We start from the raw sequence: 20,730 nt of genomic DNA, 5'->3' as shown, positions 1-20,730 counted from the left end.
GCAAACCATAAGGCCCACGCGTTCCCGTTCGAGTTCCCAAGGGCCGGTGAGTAGAGTGTCATGTTGCGTTTCAAGATCCTGGCCTCGGTCGTTCCCTTGATGGCGGCTGCGGTGTTCGCCCGCAGCGAGATCGGATCGGCCTCCCATCCCTGCATCGCTCTCGGCGAGACCTCGGTCGAACTGACGTCATTGTTCTGGACCGCCGGCATCCAGGTCGGCTTCACCGATGATCCCGCACGGGCCTCGGTCCGGGTCCAGATCACCGACGATGCCGATGCCGCGGATTTTGCGGTGGTCGACGACGGCACCAGCGAGGAGACGGGCGCCTGCGAGGCCAGTGCGACGACGCGTCGCGTCGCGATTTCCACGCATGCCGGCGGCGACCAGCCGCTGATCTATCTCTCGACCGACGGACCGGCGGACTACCGCATCTATGTGCGCTCGAAGACGTTTTCCCAGCGCGAGGCCGCGGCATTGATCGTCGGCGCCCATCGCGATCATCGCCACATGCAGGCCGCCTCGCTCTGAGCCGTTAACGGCTCGTCAACCCTGTTTGGAGGCGGCACCGAAACCTCAAACTGTTCGCAAGGTCGGCGGGGACATCGTCGCGGCCGGCGGTCACGGGGCTTTCGGAAATAAAGGTCGGTTGCGATGGGACGGACGTTCCGGATCAAGGTACGCATGCGCCGCTTCAGGCGCCGCTACCCCAAGACCGCCTTCGCGATCCGCTCCTTCATGATCTTCTCGGCGACGTTCGGTGCCGCCTATGGCTTCGTGTCCGGCAGCCGATCCGAGAACTCCGGCTACGATCCCAACGCGTTCGCGATCGGCGCGAGCTTTCTGTTCGCGATCGCCTGCCTGGGGCTGGCGACGCTGAGCATGCGGCTGCGTTTCGTCAACAAGCGGCTGCGCACGCTGGCCACCCACAACGAGGCGCTGATCGATCGCAACTGGGAGCTGAAGGAAGCCGAGGAGCGCGCCCGCAGCCTGTTCGAGCAACAGGGCGACCTCATCGTGCTGCGCGACCATCAGGGCCGCATCACCTTCGCCAACGATGCCTATTGCGCGCTGGCGGCACAGACCCGCAGCGCCCTGGTCGGAACGCGTTTCGATTTCGACGTGCTGGAGCAGGGGGACAATGCGCGCGAGAGCGCCGGCACGCGCATCCACGACCAGAAGATCGCGACACCCGTCGGCGCGCGCTGGATCGCCTGGCGCGAGGGGTTCGTGCGGCTCGATGCCGGCCAGCCCGCGGAATTGCAGAGCGTGGGGCGCGACGTCACCGACCGCACCGAGACGGAACGGGCGCTGTCGGACGCACGCGATCAGGCCGATGCCGCCAACCGCGCCAAGTCGCGTTTCCTCGCGATGGCCTCGCACGAGATCCGCACGCCCCTGAACGGCATCATCGGCATGGGCGGGCTGCTGCTCGACACCACGCTGACGCCGGAGCAGACGACCTATGCCAGGGCCGTCAAGACGTCCGGCGAAGCGCTGATGGCGCTGATCGAGGAGCTGCTGGACTATTCCAAGATCGAGGCCGGCAAGCTCGACCTCGACCGGCGCCCCTTCGCGCTCGCGGCGCTGGTCGAGGAGATCAGCGAACTGCTGGCGCCGCGGGCCCAGGCGAAGAATCTCGAGATCGCCGCCTATGTCGACGAACGCCTGCCGCTCGAAGTCGTCGGCGACGCCGCGCGGCTGCGACAGGTGCTGCTCAATCTCGCCGGCAACGCCATCAAGTTCACCGCGACCGGCGGCGTCGCGCTGATCGTCGAGCCCGGCATCTGGCCGAACGAGATCAGCTTCCTCGTCCGCGATACCGGCATCGGGATCGCGCCCGAGGCGCAGTCGCGCATCTTCCGCGAATTCGAGCAGGCCGACGAACGTGTCGCCCGCGTCTATGGCGGCACCGGTCTGGGGCTCGCCATCAGCGAGCGCATCGTCAAGCGCATGGGCGGCCGCTTCACGCTGGAGAGCGAGCCGGGCAGGGGCTCGACCTTCGAGGTCGCGGTTCAGCTGGCCGCCTCGGATGCGAGCGCCGGTCAAACGCCATTCCCCTGCCCCGATCTCACCGGCAAATCGATCCTCCTGATCGCGGAAGGTATCGAAGCCTCCCTCATCGCCCGGAGGCTGGAGCGCTGGGGCGGCCAGACCTGCCTGGTCTCGGATGCGACGGTCGCCGAAGCCCTGCTGCCGGAGCGATCGTGGCACGCGGTGCTGATCGATCGCGCGCTCGGAGCCGCCGCCGACAGTCTCGGCGAGGCGGCCCGCAGGCATGCGACGCAGCGCCTCGTCCTGCTGACGCCGAGTTCGCGCCATGACAAGCTGTCAGCTGCCTTCACCGGCTATCTGGTGAAGCCGCTCCGCACCGCATCGCTCGCCGCGCGCCTGGCGCTCGCGCCGGAAGTCGCCTCGCCCGATCTCGCGCCGGAGCCGCCGGTCGAGGCCCGGCCCGGCCCGACGCCGGCGAAAGGCCTGTCGATCCTGGTCGCCGAAGACAACGAGATCAACGCGCTGCTGATGCGGTCGCTGCTGACAAAGCTCGGCCATCGCGTCGTCATCGCGGTCCATGGCGAAGCCGCGCTGGAATCGTGGCTCGCGGCGACCTCGGCGGGGACGCCCTACGATCTCGTGCTGATGGACATCCAGATGCCGCAACTCGACGGCATCGAAACGACGAAACGGATTCGCGGACACGAAGCGTCCGCCGGCGGGCGCCGCACGCCGATCCTGGCGCTGACGGCGAACACGCTGGTGGAGGATCGCTATGCCTGCTTCGAGGCGGGCATGGACGGCTTCCTGATCAAGCCGCTCGATCGCGAGAAGCTCGAGGAAGCGCTGGCCGGACTCGCGGCGTCACGGCATCTGGCCGTATAGCGAGATCTTTTCCACCGTCATTGCGAGCGCCGCGAAGCAATCCAGGCTGCCGCCGCGGAAAGATTCCGGATTGCTTCGCTGCGCTCGCAATGACGATGTGGGTACAGGCGTTCGCCTTGCATCAATCCCGTAGGGTGGACAAAGCGCAGCGTGCCCACCACTCACGGCACAGCATATCGATCATCGTCCCGGCGTAAAACGGGCGCGCACCGCGTTACCTGCCCCGCGACGCCGCGGCCTACAGCCTTCGCAGCGCCACGCTCTCCACCACATGGTCGGCGCCCTTCTTCAGGATCAGCGTCGCACGGGGGCGAGTCGGCAGGATGTTGTCCTCGAGATTGGCGAGGTTGGTGCGTTCCCAGATCGCGATGGCGGTGGCGGTGGCTTCCTCGTCCGACAGCAGCGCGTAGCGGTTGAAGTAGGATTTCGGGTTGGTGAACGCGGTGTCCCGCAGCGCCAGGAAGCGCCGGATGTACCACCGTCGCAGCGCCGCTTCGTCGGCGTCGATATAGACCGAGAAGTCGAAGAAGTCGGAGACAACCGGCACCGCCTTGCCGTCGCGCGGCAGCTTGCCGGTCTGCAGCACGTTGACGCCCTCGACGATCAGGATGTCGGGCTGGTCGACCTCGGCCCACTGGTTCGGCACGATGTCGTAGGTCAAATGCGAATAGACCGGCGCGCGCACATGGCGGCGGCCGGCCTTGATGTCGGAGAGGAAGCCGAGCAGCAACGGCAGGTCGTAGCTTTCGGGAAAACCCTTCTTCTGCATGATGCCCTGCCGTTCGAGCACGGCGTTGGGGTAGAGAAAACCGTCCGTGGTGATCAGGTCGACCTTCGGGCGCGGCGACCAGCGCGCCAGCAGCGCCTGCAGCACGCGGGCCGTGGTCGACTTTCCGACCGCGACCGAGCCGGCGACGCCGATGATGTAGGGCATCTTGCGGTCGCGGATGTTGAGGAACTGGCGCTGCGAATAATAAAGCCGCTGCGTGGCATCGAAATAGATCGAGAGCAGGCGCGACAGCGGAAGATAGATGTCCTCGACCTCCTGAAGGTCGAGGCGATCGTGCATCGAGCGGAGCCGGTCGAACTCGCCGGGCTCTAGCGTCATCGGCGTATCGTCGCGCAGTCGCGACCACTGCTCGCGCGTATAGACGCGGTACGGATTATACTGCTGTTCGGGTGCGCGGATATCCATGACGCGACCTTCTCCGTTGGGATCTACTGGCCCTTGCGTGAAGCCTTCTCTTCCAACCCTGACATGGACGTGCGCTTGTCCAATGCCGCTTCCACCTCTTCCAGTCTTACGCCGCGCGCCTTGAGCAGCACAAGGAAGTGATAGAGAAGATCGGCGCTTTCAGCGATCAGATGCGCGCGATCGTTTTCGACTGCAGCGATTACGGTTTCGACTGCTTCCTCGCCGAACTTCTTGGCGCAATGCTCGGCGCCCTTGTCCAGCAGCTTGCGGGTATAGGAGGCCTCGCCGCCGGCTGCGGCGCGGGCGTCGATGGTTTCGGCCAGATCGTGGATCGTGAAACGCGGCATACGGATACTCGAAAACGCGCCCCGGCAGGTCGAGCCGGTCTCTTCCGGCTCATGTAGCACTTTTATGAACGGGAGTCGTCAGGCATCCAGGCGCATGGGTAACCCGCGCCGGGACATGTGCTCCTTGGCCTCGCGGATGGTGAATTCGCCGAAGTGGAAGATCGAGGCCGCGAGCACGGCGGTCGCGTGCCCGTCGCGGATACCGTCGACGAGATGATCGAGATTGCCGACGCCGCCGGAGGCGATCACCGGGACGGGAATGCTGTCGGCGATCGCACGGGTCAGCGGGATGTCGAAACCCTGCCGGGTGCCGTCGCGATCCATCGAGGTGAGGAGGATTTCGCCGGCGCCGAGCGAGACGACTTCCTGGGCGTATTCGATGGCGTCGATGCCGGTCGAATTGCGGCCGCCATGGGTGAAGATTTCCCAGCGATCGGAGCCGCCCGGACGCTTGACGCGCTTGGCGTCGATCGCGACCACGATGCACTGCTCTCCGAACTTTTCCGCCGCTTCCTTGACGAATTCGCGCCGCGACACCGCAGCGCTGTTGATCGAGACCTTGTCGGCGCCGGCACGCAGCAACGTCTTGATGTCGTCGACCTTGCGCACACCGCCGCCGACGGTGACCGGCATGAAGCAGGCCTCGGCGGTGCGCCGGACCACGTCCAGCATGATGCCGCGGTTCTCGTGGGTGGCGGTGATGTCGAGGAATGTGAGCTCGTCGGCGCCGGCGGCGTCATAGGCGATCGCCGCCTCGACGGGATCGCCGGCGTCGCGCAGATCGACGAAATTGACACCCTTGACGACCCGGCCGTCCTTGACGTCGAGGCAGGGGATCACGCGCACCTTGAACATCGTGGTCTCCTAGGCAGCGCGCGCGTTGCGGATCAAAGTGAGGGCAGCGGCGGGATCGAGCCGGCCGTCATAGAGCGCGCGTCCGGCGATGGCGCCGGCGAGCTTCTTCGCCCGCGACGTCAGCATCGCCTTGACGTCCTCGATGGAAGCAAGGCCGCCGGAAGCGATTACTGGAATGGAAATGGCATCCGCCAGCGCGATGGTCGCATCCAGGTTCAGGCCCTTGAGCAGGCCGTCGCGGGCGATGTCGGTGAAGATGATGGCGGCGACGCCGGCATCCTCGAAACGCTGGGCGATCTCCAGTACCGTCACCTGCGAGGTCTCGGCCCATCCTTCGACCGCGACCTTGCCGTCGCGGGCATCCAGCCCGACCGCGACGCGGCCGGGAAATTTCCGCGAAGCCGCCTTCACCAGTTCGGGATCGCGCACCGCGGCGGTGCCGATGATGACGCGGGTGATGCCCTTTTCGAGCCAGGCTTCGACGGTGGCGAGATCGCGGATGCCGCCGCCGAGCTGCACCGGAATCCGGATCGTCTTCAGCATCGCCTCGACGGCCTGCGCATTCACCGGCTTGCCGGCAAAGGCACCGTCGAGATCGACGACGTGGAGATACTCGAAGCCCTGCTCGACGAAGCTCTGCGCCTGCGCCGCGGGATTGAGGTTGAACACGGTCGCGCGCGCCATGTCGCCTTGCTCGAGGCGCACGCACTGGCCGTTCTTGAGGTCTACAGCGGGAAAGAGAATCACGGCTTCCATCGCAAGAAGTTCGAGATCAGGGCCAGGCCGAAACGCTGGCTCTTCTCGGGGTGAAATTGGGTGCCGATCGCGGTGTCCTTGCCGACGATCGCGGTGACCGGCCCGCCGTAATCGGCGCGCGCGAGCACGTCCGCCTCGTTGGCGGCGTTGAGGTGGTAGGAGTGCACGAAGTAGGCGTGCTGGCCCTTCGGTCCGAGCGGCAGCTTGTTCAGCACCGGATGCTCGCGCAGCAGATCGAGCGTATTCCAGCCCATGTGCGGGATCTTCAGGCTCTCGTCGCGCGGCGCGATCTTCTCGACGTCGCCGGCGATCCAGTTCAGGCCCTCGGTGACGACATGCTCCTTGCCGCGGGTGGCGAAGAGCTGCATGCCGACGCAGATGCCGAACATCGGCCGCGCCTTGACGCGCACCGCTTCGGTGATCGCCTCGACCATGCCGTTGACCGCGTCGAGCCCGCGCCGGCAGTCGGCGAAGGCGCCGACCCCAGGCAGCACCAGACGATCGGCGCCGTAGGCCTGGTCCGGATCGCTGGTGACGAAGACCTTCTGCGGATTCTCGAGGCTGCGCGCGGCGCGCTCGAAGGCCTTGGCGGCGGAATGCAGATTGCCGGAACCGTAATCGATGATGGCAACGCTCATCGTGACCCTCCCGGCTCTGGAAACAACCCGATAATGCCGCCCGCAGGCAGCGGCGGCGGATTCGAGAATTGCTGACCCGGCATGTTGCGGGTCGGCGGCGGGCCGCCACGGTCGACCGCCCACTGATCGTTGACGATGCCGCGCTGCTTCTGGCTCCAGCGCTCGAAGAAGCGGCGCTCGGCGGTGTCCTCGTCGTCGGCAATCACGACATCGAGCTGCCGCCACTTGCCGCGCGAAAACGTCCAGCGGCGCAGGGTCGAGGCCTCGAATCCCATCAGCAGCGCGATGACGATATCGGCGAGCAGAATCGAGCCGCGGCCGACACCGATGCTGGAAAGACCCGCATGGACGGCAGCGACCACGATCACCCAGCCGATCAGCGCCAGCCAGAGCCGGTGCCAGGCCAGCCAGAACGGGCCGAAGATCATCGCCCAGAAATGGAAACCGTCGCGCACGAAGACGAATTTGTCGGTCGCACGCAGGTCGGCCCCGCCGGGGGAGGGAGCGTGAACTGTATAGGCAGGCATTTTCGATGCCCCGTTCTCTCAGGATTCAGTGATATCGCCCGCGACGCCTCGGCGCCGCCGACGCAAGATCTCAGCCGCCGAGCGAGCCCTTGGTGGACGGGATTTCACCCGCCGCCTTCGGATCGATCGCGACCGCGGTGCGCAGCGCCCGCGCCAGCCCCTTGAAGCATGACTCGGCGATATGGTGGCTGTTATCGCCATATAGGGTCTCGACGTGGAGAGTCACGCCGGCGTTCATGGCGAAGGCCTGGAACCACTCGCGCACCAGCTCGGTGTCGAACTCGCCGATCTTGTCGCGGGGAAATTCGGCCTTGAACACCAGGAACGGGCGGCCCGAGATGTCGATCACCACGCGCGACAGCGTCTCGTCCATGGGCAGGTGCACGTCGGCATAGCGGTTGATCCCCGCCATGGTGCCGAGCGCCTGCCTGACGGCCTGGCCGAGCGCGATGCCGGTGTCCTCGGTGGTATGGTGATGATCAATGTGCAGGTCGCCCACCGCCTTGACCGTCAGGTCGATGCGGGAATGGCGGGCGAGGAGATCGAGCATATGGTCGAAAAAGCCGATGCCGGTCGCGATTTTGGACACGCCGGATCCATCGAGGTTGACGGTCACCTCGATGTCGGTCTCCTTGGTCTTGCGCTTGATCGTCGCGGTGCGCATGGATTCGAACTTTCACTCCAGTTCGGGCCGAAAACGCCGGTCTTTTAACAGCCAAATGACGCCTTCGCTACTGCGGGATGGCCTGATCTGGCCCCTACTTCTGCCTATGGTGAGCGGATTCAAGCGGAAATGCGCCCGTTGTGCCCCGGCTCCCGACCCCCTAAATCAGGCCGGACAACGAGGTATTTCATGCAGGATTCCCAGAACAGCTCGCCGGGTTGGCACGGCACCACGATTTTGACGGTCCGCAAGGGCGGCAAGGTGGTGGTCGGCGGCGATGGCCAGGTCTCGATCGGCCAAACCGTGATCAAGTCCAATGCCAAGAAGGTCCGCAAGCTGGGCAAGGGCGACGTCATCGGCGGGTTTGCCGGGGCCACCGCCGACGCCTTCACGCTGTTCGAGCGGCTCGAATCCAAGCTCGAGCAATATCCGGGGCAGCTGATCCGGGCCGCCGTGGAGCTCGCCAAGGACTGGCGCACCGACCGCTACCTGCGGCGGCTGGAGGCCATGATGATCGTGGCCGACAAGGACGTTTCCCTGGTCCTGACCGGCACCGGCGACGTGCTCGAACCCGAATCCGGCGTGATGGCGATCGGCTCCGGCGGCAATTACGCGCTGGCGGCGGCGCGGGCGCTGCTCGACACCGACAAGGACGCCGAAACCATCGTCCGCCGCTCGCTCGACATCGCCGCGGACATCTGCGTCTACACCAACCGGAATCTGACCATCGAAAGCCTGACGACCGGCTAGGCGATGGTGCCTGCCTACACCTTCCGCCCGATGTCCGCGGCCGATCTGCCGCTGATCGGGCGATGGCTGGGCGAGGCGGCGATCCGGACGAGCAGCTTGCGCTCGTCAGCGGCGACCTCGTTGAGCCGGCCATGGACCAGTTCATCGTGTTGGCCGGCAACCGGCCGTTCGGCTATCTTCAGTGCTATTGCCTGACCGCCTGGGATACGGGCTTCGGGCCGCAACCGGAGGGCACGCGTGGGATCGATCAGTTCATCGGCGAAGGCGACATGATCGCGCGCGGCCACGGCTCGGCATTCATCCGCCAGTTCGTCGACGAGAGCTTCCGTCGAGGCCTGCCGCGCATCGTCACCGATCCGGACCCGCGCAATCTGCGTGCGCTGCGCGCCTACGAGAAAGCCGGTTTCGTCCGCGAGCATCTGGTGGAGACACCGGACGGCCCGGCACTGCTGATGGTGCGTGAACCGTGACACCGATACAGACGAACGAGAGCAGGGCCGGGGTGCCTCCGCTCGCCTGGGTCGGCATCGCGCTGCTGCTGCTGGCGCTGCAGGCCTCCATCCTGTTCGCGATGGGACGCGTGCCGATCTGCACCTGCGGCTACGTCAAGCTCTGGCACGGCGTGGTGAACAGCTCGGAGAATTCCCAGCACATCGCCGACTGGTACAGTTTCTCGCATGTCCTGCATGGGTTCCTGTTCTACGGATTGACCTGGCTGCTGTTCGTCCGCCTGCCGTTCCTGCGCCTGTCCTGGCCGACGCGGCTGATCATCGCCATGCTGATCGAAGGCGCCTGGGAGATCGTCGAGAACTCGCCCTTCATCATCGAGCGCTACCGCGCCGCCACGATCTCGCTGGACTATTTCGGCGACAGCATCGTCAATTCGGTCTCCGACACGCTGTTCATGGTGCTCGGATTCCTCGCCGCGCGCGTGTTGCCGGTCTCTGCAACCGTGGCGATCGGGCTTGCCTTCGAGGTCATGCTTGCGCTTCATATTCGCGACAATCTGACCCTGAATATCCTGATGCTGCTCCATCCGATCGACGCCGTGAAGCAGTGGCAATCGGGTCCGCCGATCATCTGACGCCGAAAAATGCAGCTTGTCCTCGGCCACCTCCAGCCCTAGCTAACAGACATGACAGACTTTTCTCCTCGCGAAATCGTATCCGAACTCGACCGTTTCATCGTTGGCCAGGCCGACGCCAAGCGCGCCGTCTCGATCGCGCTGCGCAACCGCTGGCGGCGGCAGCAGCTCGAAGGTTCCCTGCGCGAGGAGGTGTTGCCGAAGAACATCCTGATGATCGGCCCCACCGGCGTCGGCAAGACCGAGATCGCGCGGCGGCTCGCCAAGCTCGCGAATGCGCCGTTCCTCAAGGTCGAAGCGACGAAGTTCACCGAGGTCGGCTATGTCGGCCGCGATGTCGAGCAGATCGTGCGCGATCTCGTCGAGGTCGCCATCGCCCAGGTGCGCGAGCGCAAGCGCAAGGACGTGCAGGCGCGCGCGCAGCTTGCCGCCGAGGAGCGCGTGCTCGACGCGCTGGTCGGCGCCAATGCCAGCGCCGCGACGCGCGAATCCTTCCGCAAGAAGCTGCGTGCCGGCGAACTCAACGACAAGGAAATCGAGATCGAGACGCAGTCGTCGGGCGGCGGCATGCCGATGTTCGAGATCCCGGGCATGCCGGGCGCGCAGATGGGCGCGATCTCGATCGGCGACATCTTCGGCAAGCTCGGCGGCCGCAGCAAGACGCGGCGGCTGACGGTCGAGGGCTCGCACGAGATCCTCGTCAACGAGGAATCCGACAAGCTGCTGGACAACGATCAGTTGACCCAGGAGGCGATCGGCGCGGTCGAGAACAACGGCATCGTGTTCCTGGACGAGATCGACAAGATCTGCGCGCGCGACGGCCGCGTCGGCGGCGACGTCTCGCGCGAGGGCGTGCAACGCGACCTGCTGCCGCTGATCGAGGGCACCACGGTCTCGACCAAGCACGGCGCGGTGAAGACCGACCACATCCTGTTCATCGCCTCCGGCGCTTTCCACGTCGCGAAACCGTCCGACCTGTTGCCGGAACTGCAGGGCCGCCTGCCGATCCGCGTCGAGTTGCAGGCGCTGACCCGCGACGACATGCGCCGCATCCTGACCGAGCCCGAGGCCTCGCTGATCAAGCAATATGTCGCCCTGATGCGCACCGAGGGCGTCACGCTCGACATCACCGACACCGCCATCGACGCGCTCGCCGACGTCGCGGTGGCCGTCAATTCGACGGTCGAGAACATCGGCGCGCGCCGGCTGCAGACCGTGATGGAGCGGGTGCTGGACGAGATCTCCTTCACCGCCCCCGACCGCAACGGCGAGACCATCCGGGTCGACGCGGAGTTCGTGCAGAAGCACGTCGGCGACCTCGCCAAGAACGCCGATCTCAGCCGGTTCATTTTGTAATTCGCCGGGCTCGCGCTATTCATTCCGGCGTCGTCCCGGCCGCGTGCGCAATTGCGCGCGGGGCCGGGACCCTACATCACCGGCGGTCCTCGTTGGAAAAGATGGCATCCCCAGCCCTGGCTCGAACGATCTCCCGCGATGGCCGATCCCGGGTCGCGCTTCGCTTGTCCGGGACCACGGCGAAGATGGCTCGCGCCGGTTCAGGTGCCGCGTGACGGCCGGCATCCTGAAGAATCCCTGGCGGCTCCTGCTCGCGATCAACGTCGCCGTCGTCATCGGCGTGTTCATCCACAAGGTCCGGCTGCCGCCTTACGTCCCCTACATCCACCTCCTCGTCGATTATCATTTCGGCTTCATCAAGCGCGCGCTGATCGGCGCGATCGTCGCGCTGTTCACGGACAAGGTGCCGGTGTGGCTGGTGTTCGCGATTGCCGGGGCGATGTGGCTGGCGACGCTCGGGCTTTACGCAAGGCTGTTCCAGAAGACGTTCGGCTTCACGGCGAGGACGCTGCCGCTGTTCGTCTTCATCGCCGGCTCGCCGTTCTTCCTGAAGAACTTCATGCACACGCTCGGCCATTTCGACATCTATGGCTGCGCGTTCGCGCTCGTCCTGCTGCTGATGCCGGCGCGCTCGCTGCTGTTCGTCGCCGCGGCCGCGGTGTTCTCGGCCATCCTCGTGCTGATCCACCACATTCACCTGCTGATGTACGTGCCGACGATCATCACCATCGTCGTGATCAGGCATTACCTCACGCACGGCATCACCCGGACCAATGTCGCGTTCGGCCTGGTGGCGCTGCTCGGCGTCAGCGTGCTGTTCTTCGCGGCACAGTTCCTCGGGACGATGCCGATCCCGCAAGCCGATTTCCTCGCCTATCTGAAGAGCCGGATGGCCGACCCGTCCCGCGAGAACCTGCTGCAGTTCGCCTACATCTGGTACCAGCCGCTATCGAAGGAGATTTCCGACACCTGGTCCTGGCTGCCGCACAACAGCCTCGGCCTGCCGGTGTTCGCGCTGCTGATCTGGCTGCATACGCCGCTGTGGCGCTATTTTGCGGACCTCGTCCACGCCCTCGCCAGCGACTTGCACCGGCACCTCGTGATCGCGGCCCTGATCGGCATCAGCCTCGCCTATCTCGTGATGTTCGCGATGGTGTTCGACTATTCGCGCTGGATCTCGAACTGGGCGGTCTGCATGTTCCTGGTCCTGCACGCGGTGAAGATGCTGCCGGCCGCGCGGGAGACGCCGCCGATTCCCGCGGAGGATCAGAAGACAAATCTCTTCGGCCTGTTCGTCACGCTGATCCCGCGCGTCGGAATCGTGCGGCCTTTCTAGTTCGCTAATGCTTCCTACGAGACGCCGGCCTCGCCGCGGTCAAAACCTCGCCCGGCGGATCCGCACGTAAAGCGCGCCCTCGCCGCCGTGGCCGATATGGGCCTCCTCGAAGCCGACGACGAAGCCGCGGAATTCCGGCAGGCTCAGCCATTCCGGCACCTGGCGGCGGAGCACGCCGCTTTCGCCGCCGCTGCGGCCCTTGCCGGTGATGACCAGCACGAAGGTCAGGCCGTCGTGATGGGCCCGCTGCAGGAAGCCGGTCAGGGCGCGATGCGCGCGCATCTGGGTCATGCCATGCAGATCGAGCCGCGCTTCGATCTCGCTGCGGCCGCGCGACAGCTTGGTCCGCTCGCGCTTGCCGAGCGGGGCCAGCGGCGGGATCGCGGGTTTGGCGACACGGACCGGCGGCGGCGCGGCAACGGGCCGTGGCGACGACGGAGGCCGCGTGGCGGGTGCCATGGGAGCAGGCTCGGCGCGCGGCACGGCCTGAGCTTTTGCCGCGCGATGCTTCTTCAGCGGCTTGACCTGTTTCGCGACGAGGTCCCACAGCGCGCGCTCCTCCTCGCTCAGCGCGCGGCGGCGCGGCGAGGGACGAGACTCCAGCACGGGCGGACGGGACGATCGCTTCATTGCCGATTGGAACGACGATTCACGCGCTTGCGCTGGTCGCGGTCGGACTGGATGTTGGGACGCGGCTCCGGCAGCGGCACCGGACTTGCCACCGCGACGGTGGCATCATTGGCTTGTGACACGGTGGCGGGGGCCGCGCCAGCCTTCCCGGTTTCGGACTTGCCGGTCGCAGCCTTGCCGGGATCTATCTTGCCGGCGTCAGCCTTGACGGTATCAGTCTTGCCCGCTTCGGCCGGCTTCCTGGCGGGATCGGTCTGCGGAAACAGCTTTGCGATCTTCTCCGACGGCCGTGGATCCGGCACCGGCAACCGCGCGGCGCGGACTAGTGGATCGAGGCTCTTCGGCACCAGCATCACGAAATGCATGCTGTGGCGGAGACGGCCCGAAACGCGGCCGGCGTCCTGGCCGGCGCCGAAATAGAGATCGGCGCGCGCCGGGCCGATGATGGCCGAGCCAGTGTCCTGCGCGATCATCAGGCGATGGAACGGCGTCTTCGCGCGCTCGGAATCGATCGGCAGTTCGCCCTCGATGAAGAAGGGCGTACCATAGACGTGCAGCGACTTGTCGACGGCGATGGAGCGGCCGGCGGTCAGCGGAATGCCCTGCGCACCCACCGCCTCGTCCTTGTCGGAGAGATTGACCTCGCGGAAGAAGATGTAGGCGCGGTTCTGGCGCCGCAGCTCCTTGGCGCCATCCGGATTCTGCGCCATCCACTCCCTGATCTTCTGCATCGACATCTCCTCCTTGGGGATGATGCCGCGCTCGATCAGGATGCGACCGACAGCCGTGTAGGGATAGCCGTTATAGGCGTCGTAGTTGAGCCGGATGGTCGAGCCGTCGTCGAACTTGATCCGGGCCGAGCCCTGGATCTGCGCGAACAGCAGATCGGTCGGATCCTTCAGCCAGCAGAGCTCGAGACCACGACCGGCGATCTTGCCGTCCTCGATCTCGCCGCGATCGTAATAGGGCACGAGCTTGCGGCGGCCGATCTTGCGATAGACCGGGCCCTTGTTGGGCAGGCTGACCGAGTCCTGCTTGTAGCCGCGCACGAACAGGTTGGAGGGACGGCGATAGACCGGAACGTTGAAGACATCGGTCTGAGTGCGCGAGCCTTCCAGCACCGGCTCGTAATAGCCGGTGACGAATCCGTCGGGCTCACCGAGCCGCGAGATGCGGAGCGGCGAGAAATTCTCCTCGAAGAAGGCTTTCGCCTTGGCGTCGTCCGCGGGCCCGAGCGATTTGGCGATCCGGCACGGCTCGCCCAGCGAGCCACCCAGCGCCTTCGGCTCGGCCGCGCCGGTCTGCGCCGCGATCGAGCGGCAGCTCGCGCGAAACGTCGTAAAGGCCGCGAGATGATCGTCATCGCTCCAGCCCTTCACATCCGCCCAGGTCAGAGGCAGATATTGCGCGCCGGGAATTTCGAAGGGGAGAGGGAGCTGGGGATAGGGCAGCGGCCGCGGCTGGATCACCGCTGTTTCCGGAGGCCGGGGATGATGGCTGCGATAGTGGCGGCGCGCAGCTTCAGCGCCGAGCGAAAACGACGACAGCGCGACGATACCTGCGCACAGCGCCGTCACGCCATTCCCGAGGAGAGCTCTAATTCGCGCTTCCGGTGCCAACCAACTTCCAGTTCGGATCGCGAGAGGTGGTGTCGCGGGCGAAAGTCCAGATATCGGTGATGTCGGCAACCTTGTCGGCGCTGCCGTCGACGATGGTGCCGGCCTTGTCGCGCGTGGCCGAGATCATCTGCGAGACGAAGCGCACGGTGAGTTGCGCGGTGCGATCGCGAAGTTCCGCGCCGACGAGCTCGGCCTTGTCGATCGAAACGAAACGCGTCTCGGTCTTCTGCTCGTTCTTTTCGCGCTCCTTGATCGCGGCTTCGAAGCTCTCATAGACCTCCGACGACAACAGGTCGCGCAGCGCGCGGCGATCGCCATTGGCGAATGCCAGCACGATCATCTCGTAGGCACCGCGGGCGCCGGAAAGGAAGTGACGCGGATCGAACGTGGAGTCCCGGTCGACGATGGCGTCGAGACCCTGGGCCAGCGCGGTGCCCGGCTCGGTCAGACCCTTCCAGCGATCGGAGGGCGGAGCCGGCTCCGCGGTCGGCGCCAGCGGGGCCTGGTCGATCACCTTGCCCGGCATGGTCACGACGTTCTTGTCCTGGGCACCGCCCAACGCATTGCGGGCGGCGGTGCGGTCGAAAGGCGGCCGCTCGTTGCCGGTCCTTTGCCCGAGCACGCTGCGCAGCCGCAGGAAAATGAAGACCGCAAGCGCCAGGAAGATGATGGTGTAGATATCCACGTCGTATTCGCTTTCTGGTCTTTTCGAGAAGGAGCCTTCGCCGGGAAAATCAATCCGGCCAGTAGACCGTTCCATACGGGAACGGCAAGTCTACATCACCATTTTAGGTCCGCGCACTCAGGTCCGTGGGATGTAGGCACGAAATCTGGCCCGGCCAATGGCGCCTTTTGGCACAGCGCCGAGTGTAGCGCGTTTTATGCTTAAGGGGAAACCCGATCCTGCCCGGAAATCGCGCATCTTCAATCGTTTAAGGCGCAATTGCGCCGGAAGGGCAGGCCGGACGTCACAGTTGCGGGCGCGGCCTGGTGACCCGATCCGGGGCCGTTCGTCCTTGTGGAATGAGGCAGCCCTATGTTAGCCAACCGCCGCGAATTTCAGCCCAAATCGGGTAAGGAGAGACTTTCATGACCAACGGCAACGGCACCCCTCCCGAGGCGGCCCAGGCTCCCCAGCTCAACGTGCTGGCGCAGTATACCAAGGACCTCTCGTTCGAAAATCCGAACGCTCCGAGCTCGCTTCAGTCGCAGGGTCAGCCGCCGCAGATCAACATCCAGATCAACGTCAATGCCAACAACCTCAGCGAACAGGAGTTCGAGGTGACGTTGTCGGTCGAGGGCAAGGCCGAGAGCGCCGGCAAGGTGATGTTCTCGTTCGAACTGGCCTATGCGGGCGTGTTCCGGATCGTCAACGTGCCGAAGGAGAACCTGCATCCGCTGGTCATGATCGAGTGCCCGCGCCTGCTGTTCCCGTTCGCCCGCGAGATCATCGCAACCGCAGTCCGCGACGGCGGGTTCCCGCCGCTGATGCTGGATCCAGTCGATTTCGTCGGTCTCTATCGTCAGAACGTCGAGCGGCAAATGGCCGCCGGTGGTCAGACCGGCCAGGCCTAACCGGCCGGAGGGGTCGCTGGAGCGGGCAGGAACTCGTTCCAGATCGCCTTGTCGCCGAGCGTCGCGATGAAAGCCCTGTGGGCTTCGCGCTCGGCGTCGGAAATCCGCGGCGCAAGCGGCATCGGCCGTTGCCGCCGCGGCGCGTCGCCGGTCGCGTTGACGCGAATATCCTCGGCTTCGGAAGCCAGGATCAGTTGCGACTGCCTCGCTCCGATCAGATCGACATACACTTCGGCCAGAAGCTCGGCGTCGAGCAACGCGCCATGCTTGGTGCGGTGCGAATTGTCGATCGCGTAGCGCGAGCAGAGATCGTCGAGCCGGTTCGACACGCCGGGATGCTTGCGCCGCGCCAGCAGCAGCGTATCGACCAGGCGCTCGCGCGGAATCGCCACGCGCTTGATCTTGTCGAGTTCGGCATTGATGAAGCTGATGTCGAACGAGGCGTTGTGGATCACCAGCGGCGCATCGGCGATGAACTCCAGAAACGCATCCACGACCTCGTGGAACAGCGGCTTGGTCGACAGGAATTCCGCTGACAGCCCGTGCACCGCAAAGGCTTCCGCCGGCATGTCCCGTTCGGGATTGATGTAGACGTGGTACGTCTGTCCCGTCGGCATGCGGTTGAAAATCTCGACGCAGCCGATTTCGACCAGGCGATCGCCGCGAAGGGGATCGAGGCCTGTGGTTTCGGTATCGAGAACGATTTCGCGCATGATGTGAGATGCCGTGTAATGCGACGAATCAGGCTCGCCGCTGCGGCATCTTAACGACCTCGGCCAGGATGTGCGCGATTTGCGCGCGCACGGGCTCGAGCCCATGGGACGTATCCACCACGAAATCGGCGCGCCGGCGTTTCTCGGCATCGGGCGTCTGCTTGGCGATGATGGCGTCAAGCTTGGCCTCGTCCATGGTGCCGCGTGCCAGCACACGCTCGCGCTGGAGTTTCGGCGAGGTCGACACCACGACCACCGCATCGACGCGTTTCTCGCCGCCGGTTTCGAACAGCAGCGGAATGTCGAGCACCACCACCGGCGCGCTCACCGCTTCGGCGTCGGCAAAGAATTTCTGCCGGGAGGCACCCAGCATCGGATGGACGATCTGCTCGAGCAGCTTGATCGCGGCAGGGTCGTGCACGACGCGCGCGGAGAGTTTCGGCCGATCGACCTTGCCGTTCACGGTGGTGCCGGGGAAAGCGGCCTCGATTGCGGGGGCAGCCTCACCTTCGTACAGCTGATGGACGGCGGCATCGGCGTCGTAGACGGGAACGCCCGCCTCCGCGAACAGCTTCGCGGTGGTGGATTTCCCCATCCCGATCGAGCCCGTCAGTCCAACGATCCGCATCAGCACCCGGCCATGTCCGTCATCTAGATCGCAATTAGCTGCTCGCGCCGCAGGAACGCAAGCAGCGGCAGAAGCGGCAGGCCGAGAATAGTGAAATGGTCGCCCTCGATACGCTCGAACAGATGGATGCCCAGCCCTTCGAGCTGGTAGGCGCCGACGCTCGTGGTGACCGCGTCCCCGGCCGCATCGAGATAGGACATGAGCTCGGCGTCGGTCATGTGCCGCATGGTCATGCGGGCCACCGAGACATCCTCGAAGACGATCTTGCCGTCACGCGCCACCGCGACGGCGGAATTCAGTGCGTGACTGTTGCCGGCGAGATCGCGCAACTGCGCCAGGGCCTGCGCACGTCCGGCGGGCTTGTTGAAGAGACGGTCGCCGAGAGCCAGCGTCTGGTCGGCACCGATCACGTAGCTTGTGGGATGACCGATCGAAACCGCCTTCGCCTTTTCACGCGCCAGCAGCAGCGCGATCTCGCGCGGACCTGAAAGGCCCGAAGCGGACTGGATGCCGCGTTCGTCGATATCGGCCGTGATGGCCTCGAATGCGAGGCCGGCATTCGCCAGCAGCATTTTCCGCGCACGGCTTTGCGATGCCAGAATCAACGGAGATTTGCCGCGCCAGAGGGTCATCGCCGATCCTCACTCGGAGGGACGGTTGCGCTGGCGATCGCTGTAGAGCTTCATGATCGCCGCCGCGGTTTCCTCGATCGAGCGGCGCGTGACGTCCAGCAGCGGCCAGTCGTGCTTGGCGCTGAGCTTGCGCGCGAACGCGACCTCCTCGGTGACCGACTGCTTGTCGGTATAGGTGTCGCTGCCGGAATCGGCACCCATGGAGAGCAGGCGATTCTGGCGGATCTGGATCAACCGCTCGGGCGTCGCGTGCAGACTCACCACCAGCGGCCGCGTCAGCGTCTCCAATTGCGCCGGCACGGGGATGCCCGGAACCAGCGGAACGTTGGCGGTGCGGATGCCGCGATTGGCGAGATAGATCGACGTCGGCGTCTTCGAGGTGCGGGAAACGCCGACCAGGACCACGTCGGCTTCTTCAAGCCCTTCGACGTGCTGGCCGTCGTCATGGATCATCGTGTAGTTCAGCGCGTCGATCCGCTTGAAATATTCGGCGTTGAGCACGTGCTGGGCACCGACGCGGCCGGTCGTCGCGGCGCCGAGATAGGCCTCGAACAACTGCATCACGGGGCCGATGATCGACAGGCTCGGAACATTGATCTCCTTGCACTTGTCCTCCAGCCTGGAGACCAGATCCTTCTCGAGCAGCGTGAACAGCACGATGCCCGGCGCTTCCTCGATTTCGTCGAGCACACGATCGAGCTGCTTCTGGCTGCGCACCAGCGGGTAGACGTGCTCGACCGGAGTCACGTTGGCGTATTGCGCGGCGACCGCGCGCGCCACGGTGATCAGCGTCTCGCCGGTGGAGTCGGAGACGAGGTGCAGGTGGAAGTAATTGTTCGAGGTCGGCACAAAAACTCTTTGTATGACGGCGGGGCAGTTTGTGGATTTCTGTGGAGCTTAACCCCTTGGAAAGGGATGTGCGACACCAGGAGCGGGACAACGGCCAATTTTCTTCACACCGCTGCCCGTCAGAACAACTCCGCCGCCCCGGCTCGGCGGAAACGGGATTGCGCGGACAAGCCCCTTGATAAGCTGCCGACAGAGCGACGCAAGCCTTTGAAGTCGACCGACTTATCCGGAATGGCGAAGGCCGTCCGGGATATGTTGATGGATGTGAACAAGCGCGCGTGAACTGGCGGACGGAATTGCGTGAGTCCAATCCACGGTCACTAAGACTCAAACCTTAAGAATCTAAGATTCTAGATTTGAGAAGGGCGCTACGGACGGATATGTGTGCAGGTAAGACCTTAACGAGTTCTTACTATCCCCAGCGATCCCTCTGCTGGGCATAATCCGGATGCAGAACCATGGCCGAAGACCTCTATCTCTGGATCAAGGCGCTGCATGTGATCGCCGTCATCTCCTGGATGGCGGGCATGCTCTATCTGCCGAGGCTCTTCGTTTATCACTGCGAGGCCGAGATCGGCTCCAAGCAGTCCGAGACCTTCAAGGTCATGGAACGCCGGCTGCTCAAGGCGATCATCAACCCGGCCATGATCGTCACATGGCTCGCCGGGCTCTATCTCGCCTGGTTCGGCCACTGGTTCTCATTCGGCTGGATGCACGTAAAACTGGCACTGGTCCTGGCTATGTCCGGGGTCCATGGCTTTTTTTCCCGCTGGCTGAAGGATTTCGCTGCCGACCGGCGCCCGCGGAGCCAGAAATTCTATCGAATTATCAACGAGGTGCCGACGATTTTGATGATTTTCATTGTCATCATGGTGATCGTGAAACCGTTCTAGGCAATGATCGTGAACGATCGCTCAGCGCTTCGGCTTGCGGAGTGGAAAGCGATTTTCTATATTGGGCCTATCCCACCCAACGCAGGCGGATGTGGTCGTGTCCGAGCTTTTGAAGGCCGGACGCCGCATCGGGTTTGAAGCCCTCCGGCACTCACCTTGCTAGACCTGCGGACCTTATCTGCACCTGCTCGCGTCCGCATTTCAGAGCCTCCTCGCACCCCCCTCTCCAAGGTTACCCCACAGGACCACCCCAATGCGGGAAATTAAACTCCAGGACCTCAAGTCGAAGACCCCGGCCGAGCTCGTCTCGTTCGCGGAAGAGAATGGGGTCGAGAATGCCAGCACCATGCGCAAGCAGGAGCTGCTGTTCGCTATCCTCAAGCAGCTGGCGCTCGCCGAAACCGACATCGTCGGCGAAGGCGTCGTCGAGGTTCTCTCCGACGGCTTCGGCTTCCTCCGCTCGCCCGACGCGAATTATCTGCCGGGCCCGGACGACATCTACGTGTCGCCCTCGCAGATCCGCCGCTTCGGTCTGCGCACCGGCGACACCATCGAAGGCCACATCCGCAGCCCGAAGGAAGGCGAACGCTATTTCGCGCTGCTGAAGGTCAACACGCTCAATTTCGAGGACCCGGAAAAGGCCAAGCACAAGGTCAATTTCGACAACCTCACGCCGCTGTTTCCAAACCAGCGGTTCCGCATGGAGATCGACGATCCCACGCGGAAAGACCTGTCCGCGCGCGTCATCGACATCGTCGCGCCGATCGGCAAGGGCCAGCGCGCGCTGATCGTGGCGCCGCCGCGCA

General features: G+C 64.8%; 23 protein-coding genes and 1 pseudogene. 10 read left to right on the top strand and 14 right to left on the bottom strand.

Going from position 1 to position 20,730, the window contains the following annotated elements; all coding sequences use genetic code 11:
• The first annotated feature begins 60 nt into the window (after nucleotides 1-60).
• Both QM712_RS30040 and QM712_RS30035 read left to right on the top strand, forming a co-directional pair.
• Nucleotides 61-528 carry a hypothetical protein gene (locus QM712_RS30040; protein WP_415026769.1) on the top strand — a complete coding sequence of 156 codons (468 nt, stop codon included), beginning with the start codon at nucleotides 61-63 and terminating at the stop codon, nucleotides 526-528.
• Nucleotides 529-651: 123 nt separating this feature from the next.
• Nucleotides 652-2,877: an ATP-binding protein gene (locus QM712_RS30035; RefSeq protein WP_415026768.1), complete on the top strand. Its 2,226-nt coding sequence runs from the start codon at nucleotides 652-654 to the stop codon at nucleotides 2,875-2,877.
• 238 nt (nucleotides 2,878-3,115) lie between these two features.
• Here the strand turns inward: QM712_RS30035 and coaA are convergent, their stop codons facing one another.
• The 7 genes from coaA to hisB all read right to left on the bottom strand — a co-directional run bounded on the left by coaA (nucleotide 3,116) and on the right by hisB (nucleotide 7,859).
• On the bottom strand, nucleotides 3,116-4,072 hold the full coding sequence (coaA, locus tag QM712_RS30030; protein WP_415026767.1) for a type I pantothenate kinase: 957 nt from the start codon (nucleotides 4,070-4,072) through the stop codon (nucleotides 3,116-3,118).
• Between the two features lie 23 nt (nucleotides 4,073-4,095).
• A complete protein-coding gene (locus QM712_RS30025) occupies nucleotides 4,096-4,419 on the bottom strand; it encodes a phosphoribosyl-ATP diphosphatase (RefSeq protein ID WP_415026766.1) in 324 nt (107 codons plus the stop codon).
• A gap of 78 nt (nucleotides 4,420-4,497) precedes the next feature.
• Entirely contained in the window at nucleotides 4,498-5,274 is a 777-nt protein-coding gene (hisF, locus tag QM712_RS30020) for an imidazole glycerol phosphate synthase subunit HisF (protein WP_415026765.1), read from the bottom strand.
• 9 nt (nucleotides 5,275-5,283) lie between these two features.
• Nucleotides 5,284-6,030 carry a 1-(5-phosphoribosyl)-5-[(5-phosphoribosylamino)methylideneamino]imidazole-4-carboxamide isomerase gene (hisA, locus tag QM712_RS30015; RefSeq protein ID WP_415026764.1) on the bottom strand — a complete coding sequence of 249 codons (747 nt, stop codon included), beginning with the start codon at nucleotides 6,028-6,030 and terminating at the stop codon, nucleotides 5,284-5,286.
• The gene (hisH, locus tag QM712_RS30010; protein ID WP_415026763.1) at nucleotides 6,018-6,668 is read right to left on the bottom strand and encodes an imidazole glycerol phosphate synthase subunit HisH; all 651 of its coding nucleotides are present in this window, start codon (nucleotides 6,666-6,668) and stop codon (nucleotides 6,018-6,020) included. Before hisH ends, hisA begins: the two co-directional genes overlap by 13 nt.
• Entirely contained in the window at nucleotides 6,665-7,195 is a 531-nt protein-coding gene (locus QM712_RS30005; protein WP_415026762.1) for a DUF2628 domain-containing protein, read from the bottom strand. The genes hisH and QM712_RS30005 overlap by 4 nt, the downstream gene beginning before the upstream one ends.
• 70 nt (nucleotides 7,196-7,265) lie before the next feature.
• A complete protein-coding gene (hisB, locus tag QM712_RS30000; RefSeq protein WP_415026761.1) occupies nucleotides 7,266-7,859 on the bottom strand; it encodes an imidazoleglycerol-phosphate dehydratase HisB in 594 nt (197 codons plus the stop codon).
• A 189-nt stretch (nucleotides 7,860-8,048) separates the two neighbouring features.
• Between hisB and hslV the strand changes: the two genes are divergently transcribed.
• The 5 genes and pseudogenes from hslV (at nucleotide 8,049) to QM712_RS29975 (ending at nucleotide 12,385) form a co-directional block, all read left to right on the top strand.
• Nucleotides 8,049-8,609, top strand: coding sequence for an ATP-dependent protease subunit HslV (hslV, locus tag QM712_RS29995; protein ID WP_415026760.1), 561 nt, complete (start codon nucleotides 8,049-8,051; stop codon nucleotides 8,607-8,609).
• Between the two features lie 3 nt (nucleotides 8,610-8,612).
• Nucleotides 8,613-9,079, top strand: a pseudogene (locus QM712_RS29990) (GNAT family N-acetyltransferase).
• Nucleotides 9,080-9,084: 5 nt separating this feature from the next.
• On the top strand, nucleotides 9,085-9,693 hold the full coding sequence (locus QM712_RS29985; RefSeq protein ID WP_415026791.1) for a DUF2585 domain-containing protein: 609 nt from the start codon (nucleotides 9,085-9,087) through the stop codon (nucleotides 9,691-9,693).
• A gap of 51 nt (nucleotides 9,694-9,744) precedes the next feature.
• Complete coding sequence (hslU, locus tag QM712_RS29980; RefSeq protein WP_415026759.1) at nucleotides 9,745-11,049, top strand: ATP-dependent protease ATPase subunit HslU; 1,305 nt, start codon at nucleotides 9,745-9,747, stop codon at nucleotides 11,047-11,049.
• Between the two features lie 211 nt (nucleotides 11,050-11,260).
• Nucleotides 11,261-12,385: a hypothetical protein gene (locus QM712_RS29975; protein WP_415026758.1), complete on the top strand. Its 1,125-nt coding sequence runs from the start codon at nucleotides 11,261-11,263 to the stop codon at nucleotides 12,383-12,385.
• Between the two features lie 39 nt (nucleotides 12,386-12,424).
• Here QM712_RS29975 and QM712_RS29970 read toward each other — a convergent pair whose 3' ends face one another.
• The 3 genes from QM712_RS29970 to QM712_RS29960 are packed head-to-tail and all read right to left on the bottom strand — an operon-like array spanning nucleotide 12,425 to nucleotide 15,319.
• Nucleotides 12,425-13,015, bottom strand: coding sequence for a Smr/MutS family protein (locus QM712_RS29970; protein WP_415026757.1), 591 nt, complete (start codon nucleotides 13,013-13,015; stop codon nucleotides 12,425-12,427).
• Nucleotides 13,012-14,634, bottom strand: coding sequence for a murein transglycosylase A (locus QM712_RS29965; protein ID WP_415026756.1), 1,623 nt, complete (start codon nucleotides 14,632-14,634; stop codon nucleotides 13,012-13,014). Before QM712_RS29965 ends, QM712_RS29970 begins: the two co-directional genes overlap by 4 nt.
• Nucleotides 14,612-15,319, bottom strand: a complete 708-nt coding sequence (locus QM712_RS29960; RefSeq protein WP_415026755.1) for a Tim44/TimA family putative adaptor protein — start codon at nucleotides 15,317-15,319, stop codon at nucleotides 14,612-14,614. Before QM712_RS29960 ends, QM712_RS29965 begins: the two co-directional genes overlap by 23 nt.
• A gap of 404 nt (nucleotides 15,320-15,723) precedes the next feature.
• Here QM712_RS29960 and secB point away from each other — a divergent pair, with 404 nt between their 5' ends.
• Entirely contained in the window at nucleotides 15,724-16,209 is a 486-nt protein-coding gene (gene secB / locus QM712_RS29955) for a protein-export chaperone SecB (protein ID WP_415026754.1), read from the top strand.
• On the opposite strand, the gene dnaQ is transcribed toward secB, so the two are convergent.
• The 4 genes from dnaQ to QM712_RS29935 are packed head-to-tail and all read right to left on the bottom strand — an operon-like array spanning nucleotide 16,206 to nucleotide 19,031.
• Nucleotides 16,206-16,922 (bottom strand): DNA polymerase III subunit epsilon, encoded by a 717-nt coding sequence (gene dnaQ, locus QM712_RS29950; RefSeq protein ID WP_415026790.1) that lies wholly within the window; start codon nucleotides 16,920-16,922, stop codon nucleotides 16,206-16,208. The genes secB and dnaQ overlap by 4 nt on opposite strands.
• A 28-nt stretch (nucleotides 16,923-16,950) precedes the next feature.
• Nucleotides 16,951-17,550: a dephospho-CoA kinase gene (gene coaE, locus QM712_RS29945; RefSeq protein ID WP_415026789.1), complete on the bottom strand. Its 600-nt coding sequence runs from the start codon at nucleotides 17,548-17,550 to the stop codon at nucleotides 16,951-16,953.
• A 23-nt stretch (nucleotides 17,551-17,573) separates the two neighbouring features.
• Complete coding sequence (locus QM712_RS29940) at nucleotides 17,574-18,182, bottom strand: Maf family protein (protein ID WP_415026753.1); 609 nt, start codon at nucleotides 18,180-18,182, stop codon at nucleotides 17,574-17,576.
• Nucleotides 18,183-18,191: 9 nt separating this feature from the next.
• Nucleotides 18,192-19,031, bottom strand: coding sequence for a pyruvate, water dikinase regulatory protein (locus QM712_RS29935; RefSeq protein ID WP_415026752.1), 840 nt, complete (start codon nucleotides 19,029-19,031; stop codon nucleotides 18,192-18,194).
• A gap of 458 nt (nucleotides 19,032-19,489) precedes the next feature.
• Here QM712_RS29935 and hemJ point away from each other — a divergent pair, with 458 nt between their 5' ends.
• The gene (gene hemJ, locus QM712_RS29930) at nucleotides 19,490-19,924 is read left to right on the top strand and encodes a protoporphyrinogen oxidase HemJ (RefSeq protein WP_415026751.1); all 435 of its coding nucleotides are present in this window, start codon (nucleotides 19,490-19,492) and stop codon (nucleotides 19,922-19,924) included.
• Between the two features lie 253 nt (nucleotides 19,925-20,177).
• A partial coding sequence (locus QM712_RS29925; RefSeq protein WP_415026750.1) for a Rho termination factor N-terminal domain-containing protein occupies nucleotides 20,178-20,730 on the top strand: 553 nt, incomplete at its 3' end.

The organism is Bradyrhizobium sp., from assembly GCF_047605465.1.
GTDB lineage: Bacteria > Pseudomonadota > Alphaproteobacteria > Rhizobiales > Xanthobacteraceae > Bradyrhizobium.
Note: the sequence above shows the minus strand (reverse complement) of the source record. Positions and strands in the feature narration are given on the sequence as shown.

What these genes read in the sequence shown, in the direction of transcription:
- QM712_RS29940 (WP_415026753.1), bottom strand. Translation starts at nt 18,182, where the DNA reads ATGACCCTCTGGCGCGGCAAATCTCCGTTGATTCTGGCATCGCAAAGC.
- hisB (WP_415026761.1), bottom strand. Translation starts at nt 7,859, where the DNA reads ATGCGCACCGCGACGATCAAGCGCAAGACCAAGGAGACCGACATCGAG.
- hisF (WP_415026765.1), bottom strand. Translation starts at nt 5,274, where the DNA reads ATGTTCAAGGTGCGCGTGATCCCCTGCCTCGACGTCAAGGACGGCCGG.
- coaE (WP_415026789.1), bottom strand. Translation starts at nt 17,550, where the DNA reads ATGCGGATCGTTGGACTGACGGGCTCGATCGGGATGGGGAAATCCACC.
- QM712_RS30035 (WP_415026768.1), top strand. Translation starts at nt 652, where the DNA reads ATGGGACGGACGTTCCGGATCAAGGTACGCATGCGCCGCTTCAGGCGC.
- secB (WP_415026754.1), top strand. Translation starts at nt 15,724, where the DNA reads ATGACCAACGGCAACGGCACCCCTCCCGAGGCGGCCCAGGCTCCCCAG.
- hslU (WP_415026759.1), top strand. Translation starts at nt 9,745, where the DNA reads ATGACAGACTTTTCTCCTCGCGAAATCGTATCCGAACTCGACCGTTTC.
- QM712_RS30040 (WP_415026769.1), top strand. Translation starts at nt 61, where the DNA reads ATGTTGCGTTTCAAGATCCTGGCCTCGGTCGTTCCCTTGATGGCGGCT.
- QM712_RS30025 (WP_415026766.1), bottom strand. Translation starts at nt 4,419, where the DNA reads ATGCCGCGTTTCACGATCCACGATCTGGCCGAAACCATCGACGCCCGC.
- hisA (WP_415026764.1), bottom strand. Translation starts at nt 6,030, where the DNA reads ATGGAAGCCGTGATTCTCTTTCCCGCTGTAGACCTCAAGAACGGCCAG.
- hemJ (WP_415026751.1), top strand. Translation starts at nt 19,490, where the DNA reads ATGGCCGAAGACCTCTATCTCTGGATCAAGGCGCTGCATGTGATCGCC.
- QM712_RS30005 (WP_415026762.1), bottom strand. Translation starts at nt 7,195, where the DNA reads ATGCCTGCCTATACAGTTCACGCTCCCTCCCCCGGCGGGGCCGACCTG.
- QM712_RS29970 (WP_415026757.1), bottom strand. Translation starts at nt 13,015, where the DNA reads ATGAAGCGATCGTCCCGTCCGCCCGTGCTGGAGTCTCGTCCCTCGCCG.
- coaA (WP_415026767.1), bottom strand. Translation starts at nt 4,072, where the DNA reads ATGGATATCCGCGCACCCGAACAGCAGTATAATCCGTACCGCGTCTAT.
- hslV (WP_415026760.1), top strand. Translation starts at nt 8,049, where the DNA reads ATGCAGGATTCCCAGAACAGCTCGCCGGGTTGGCACGGCACCACGATT.
- dnaQ (WP_415026790.1), bottom strand. Translation starts at nt 16,922, where the DNA reads ATGCGCGAAATCGTTCTCGATACCGAAACCACAGGCCTCGATCCCCTT.
- hisH (WP_415026763.1), bottom strand. Translation starts at nt 6,668, where the DNA reads ATGAGCGTTGCCATCATCGATTACGGTTCCGGCAATCTGCATTCCGCC.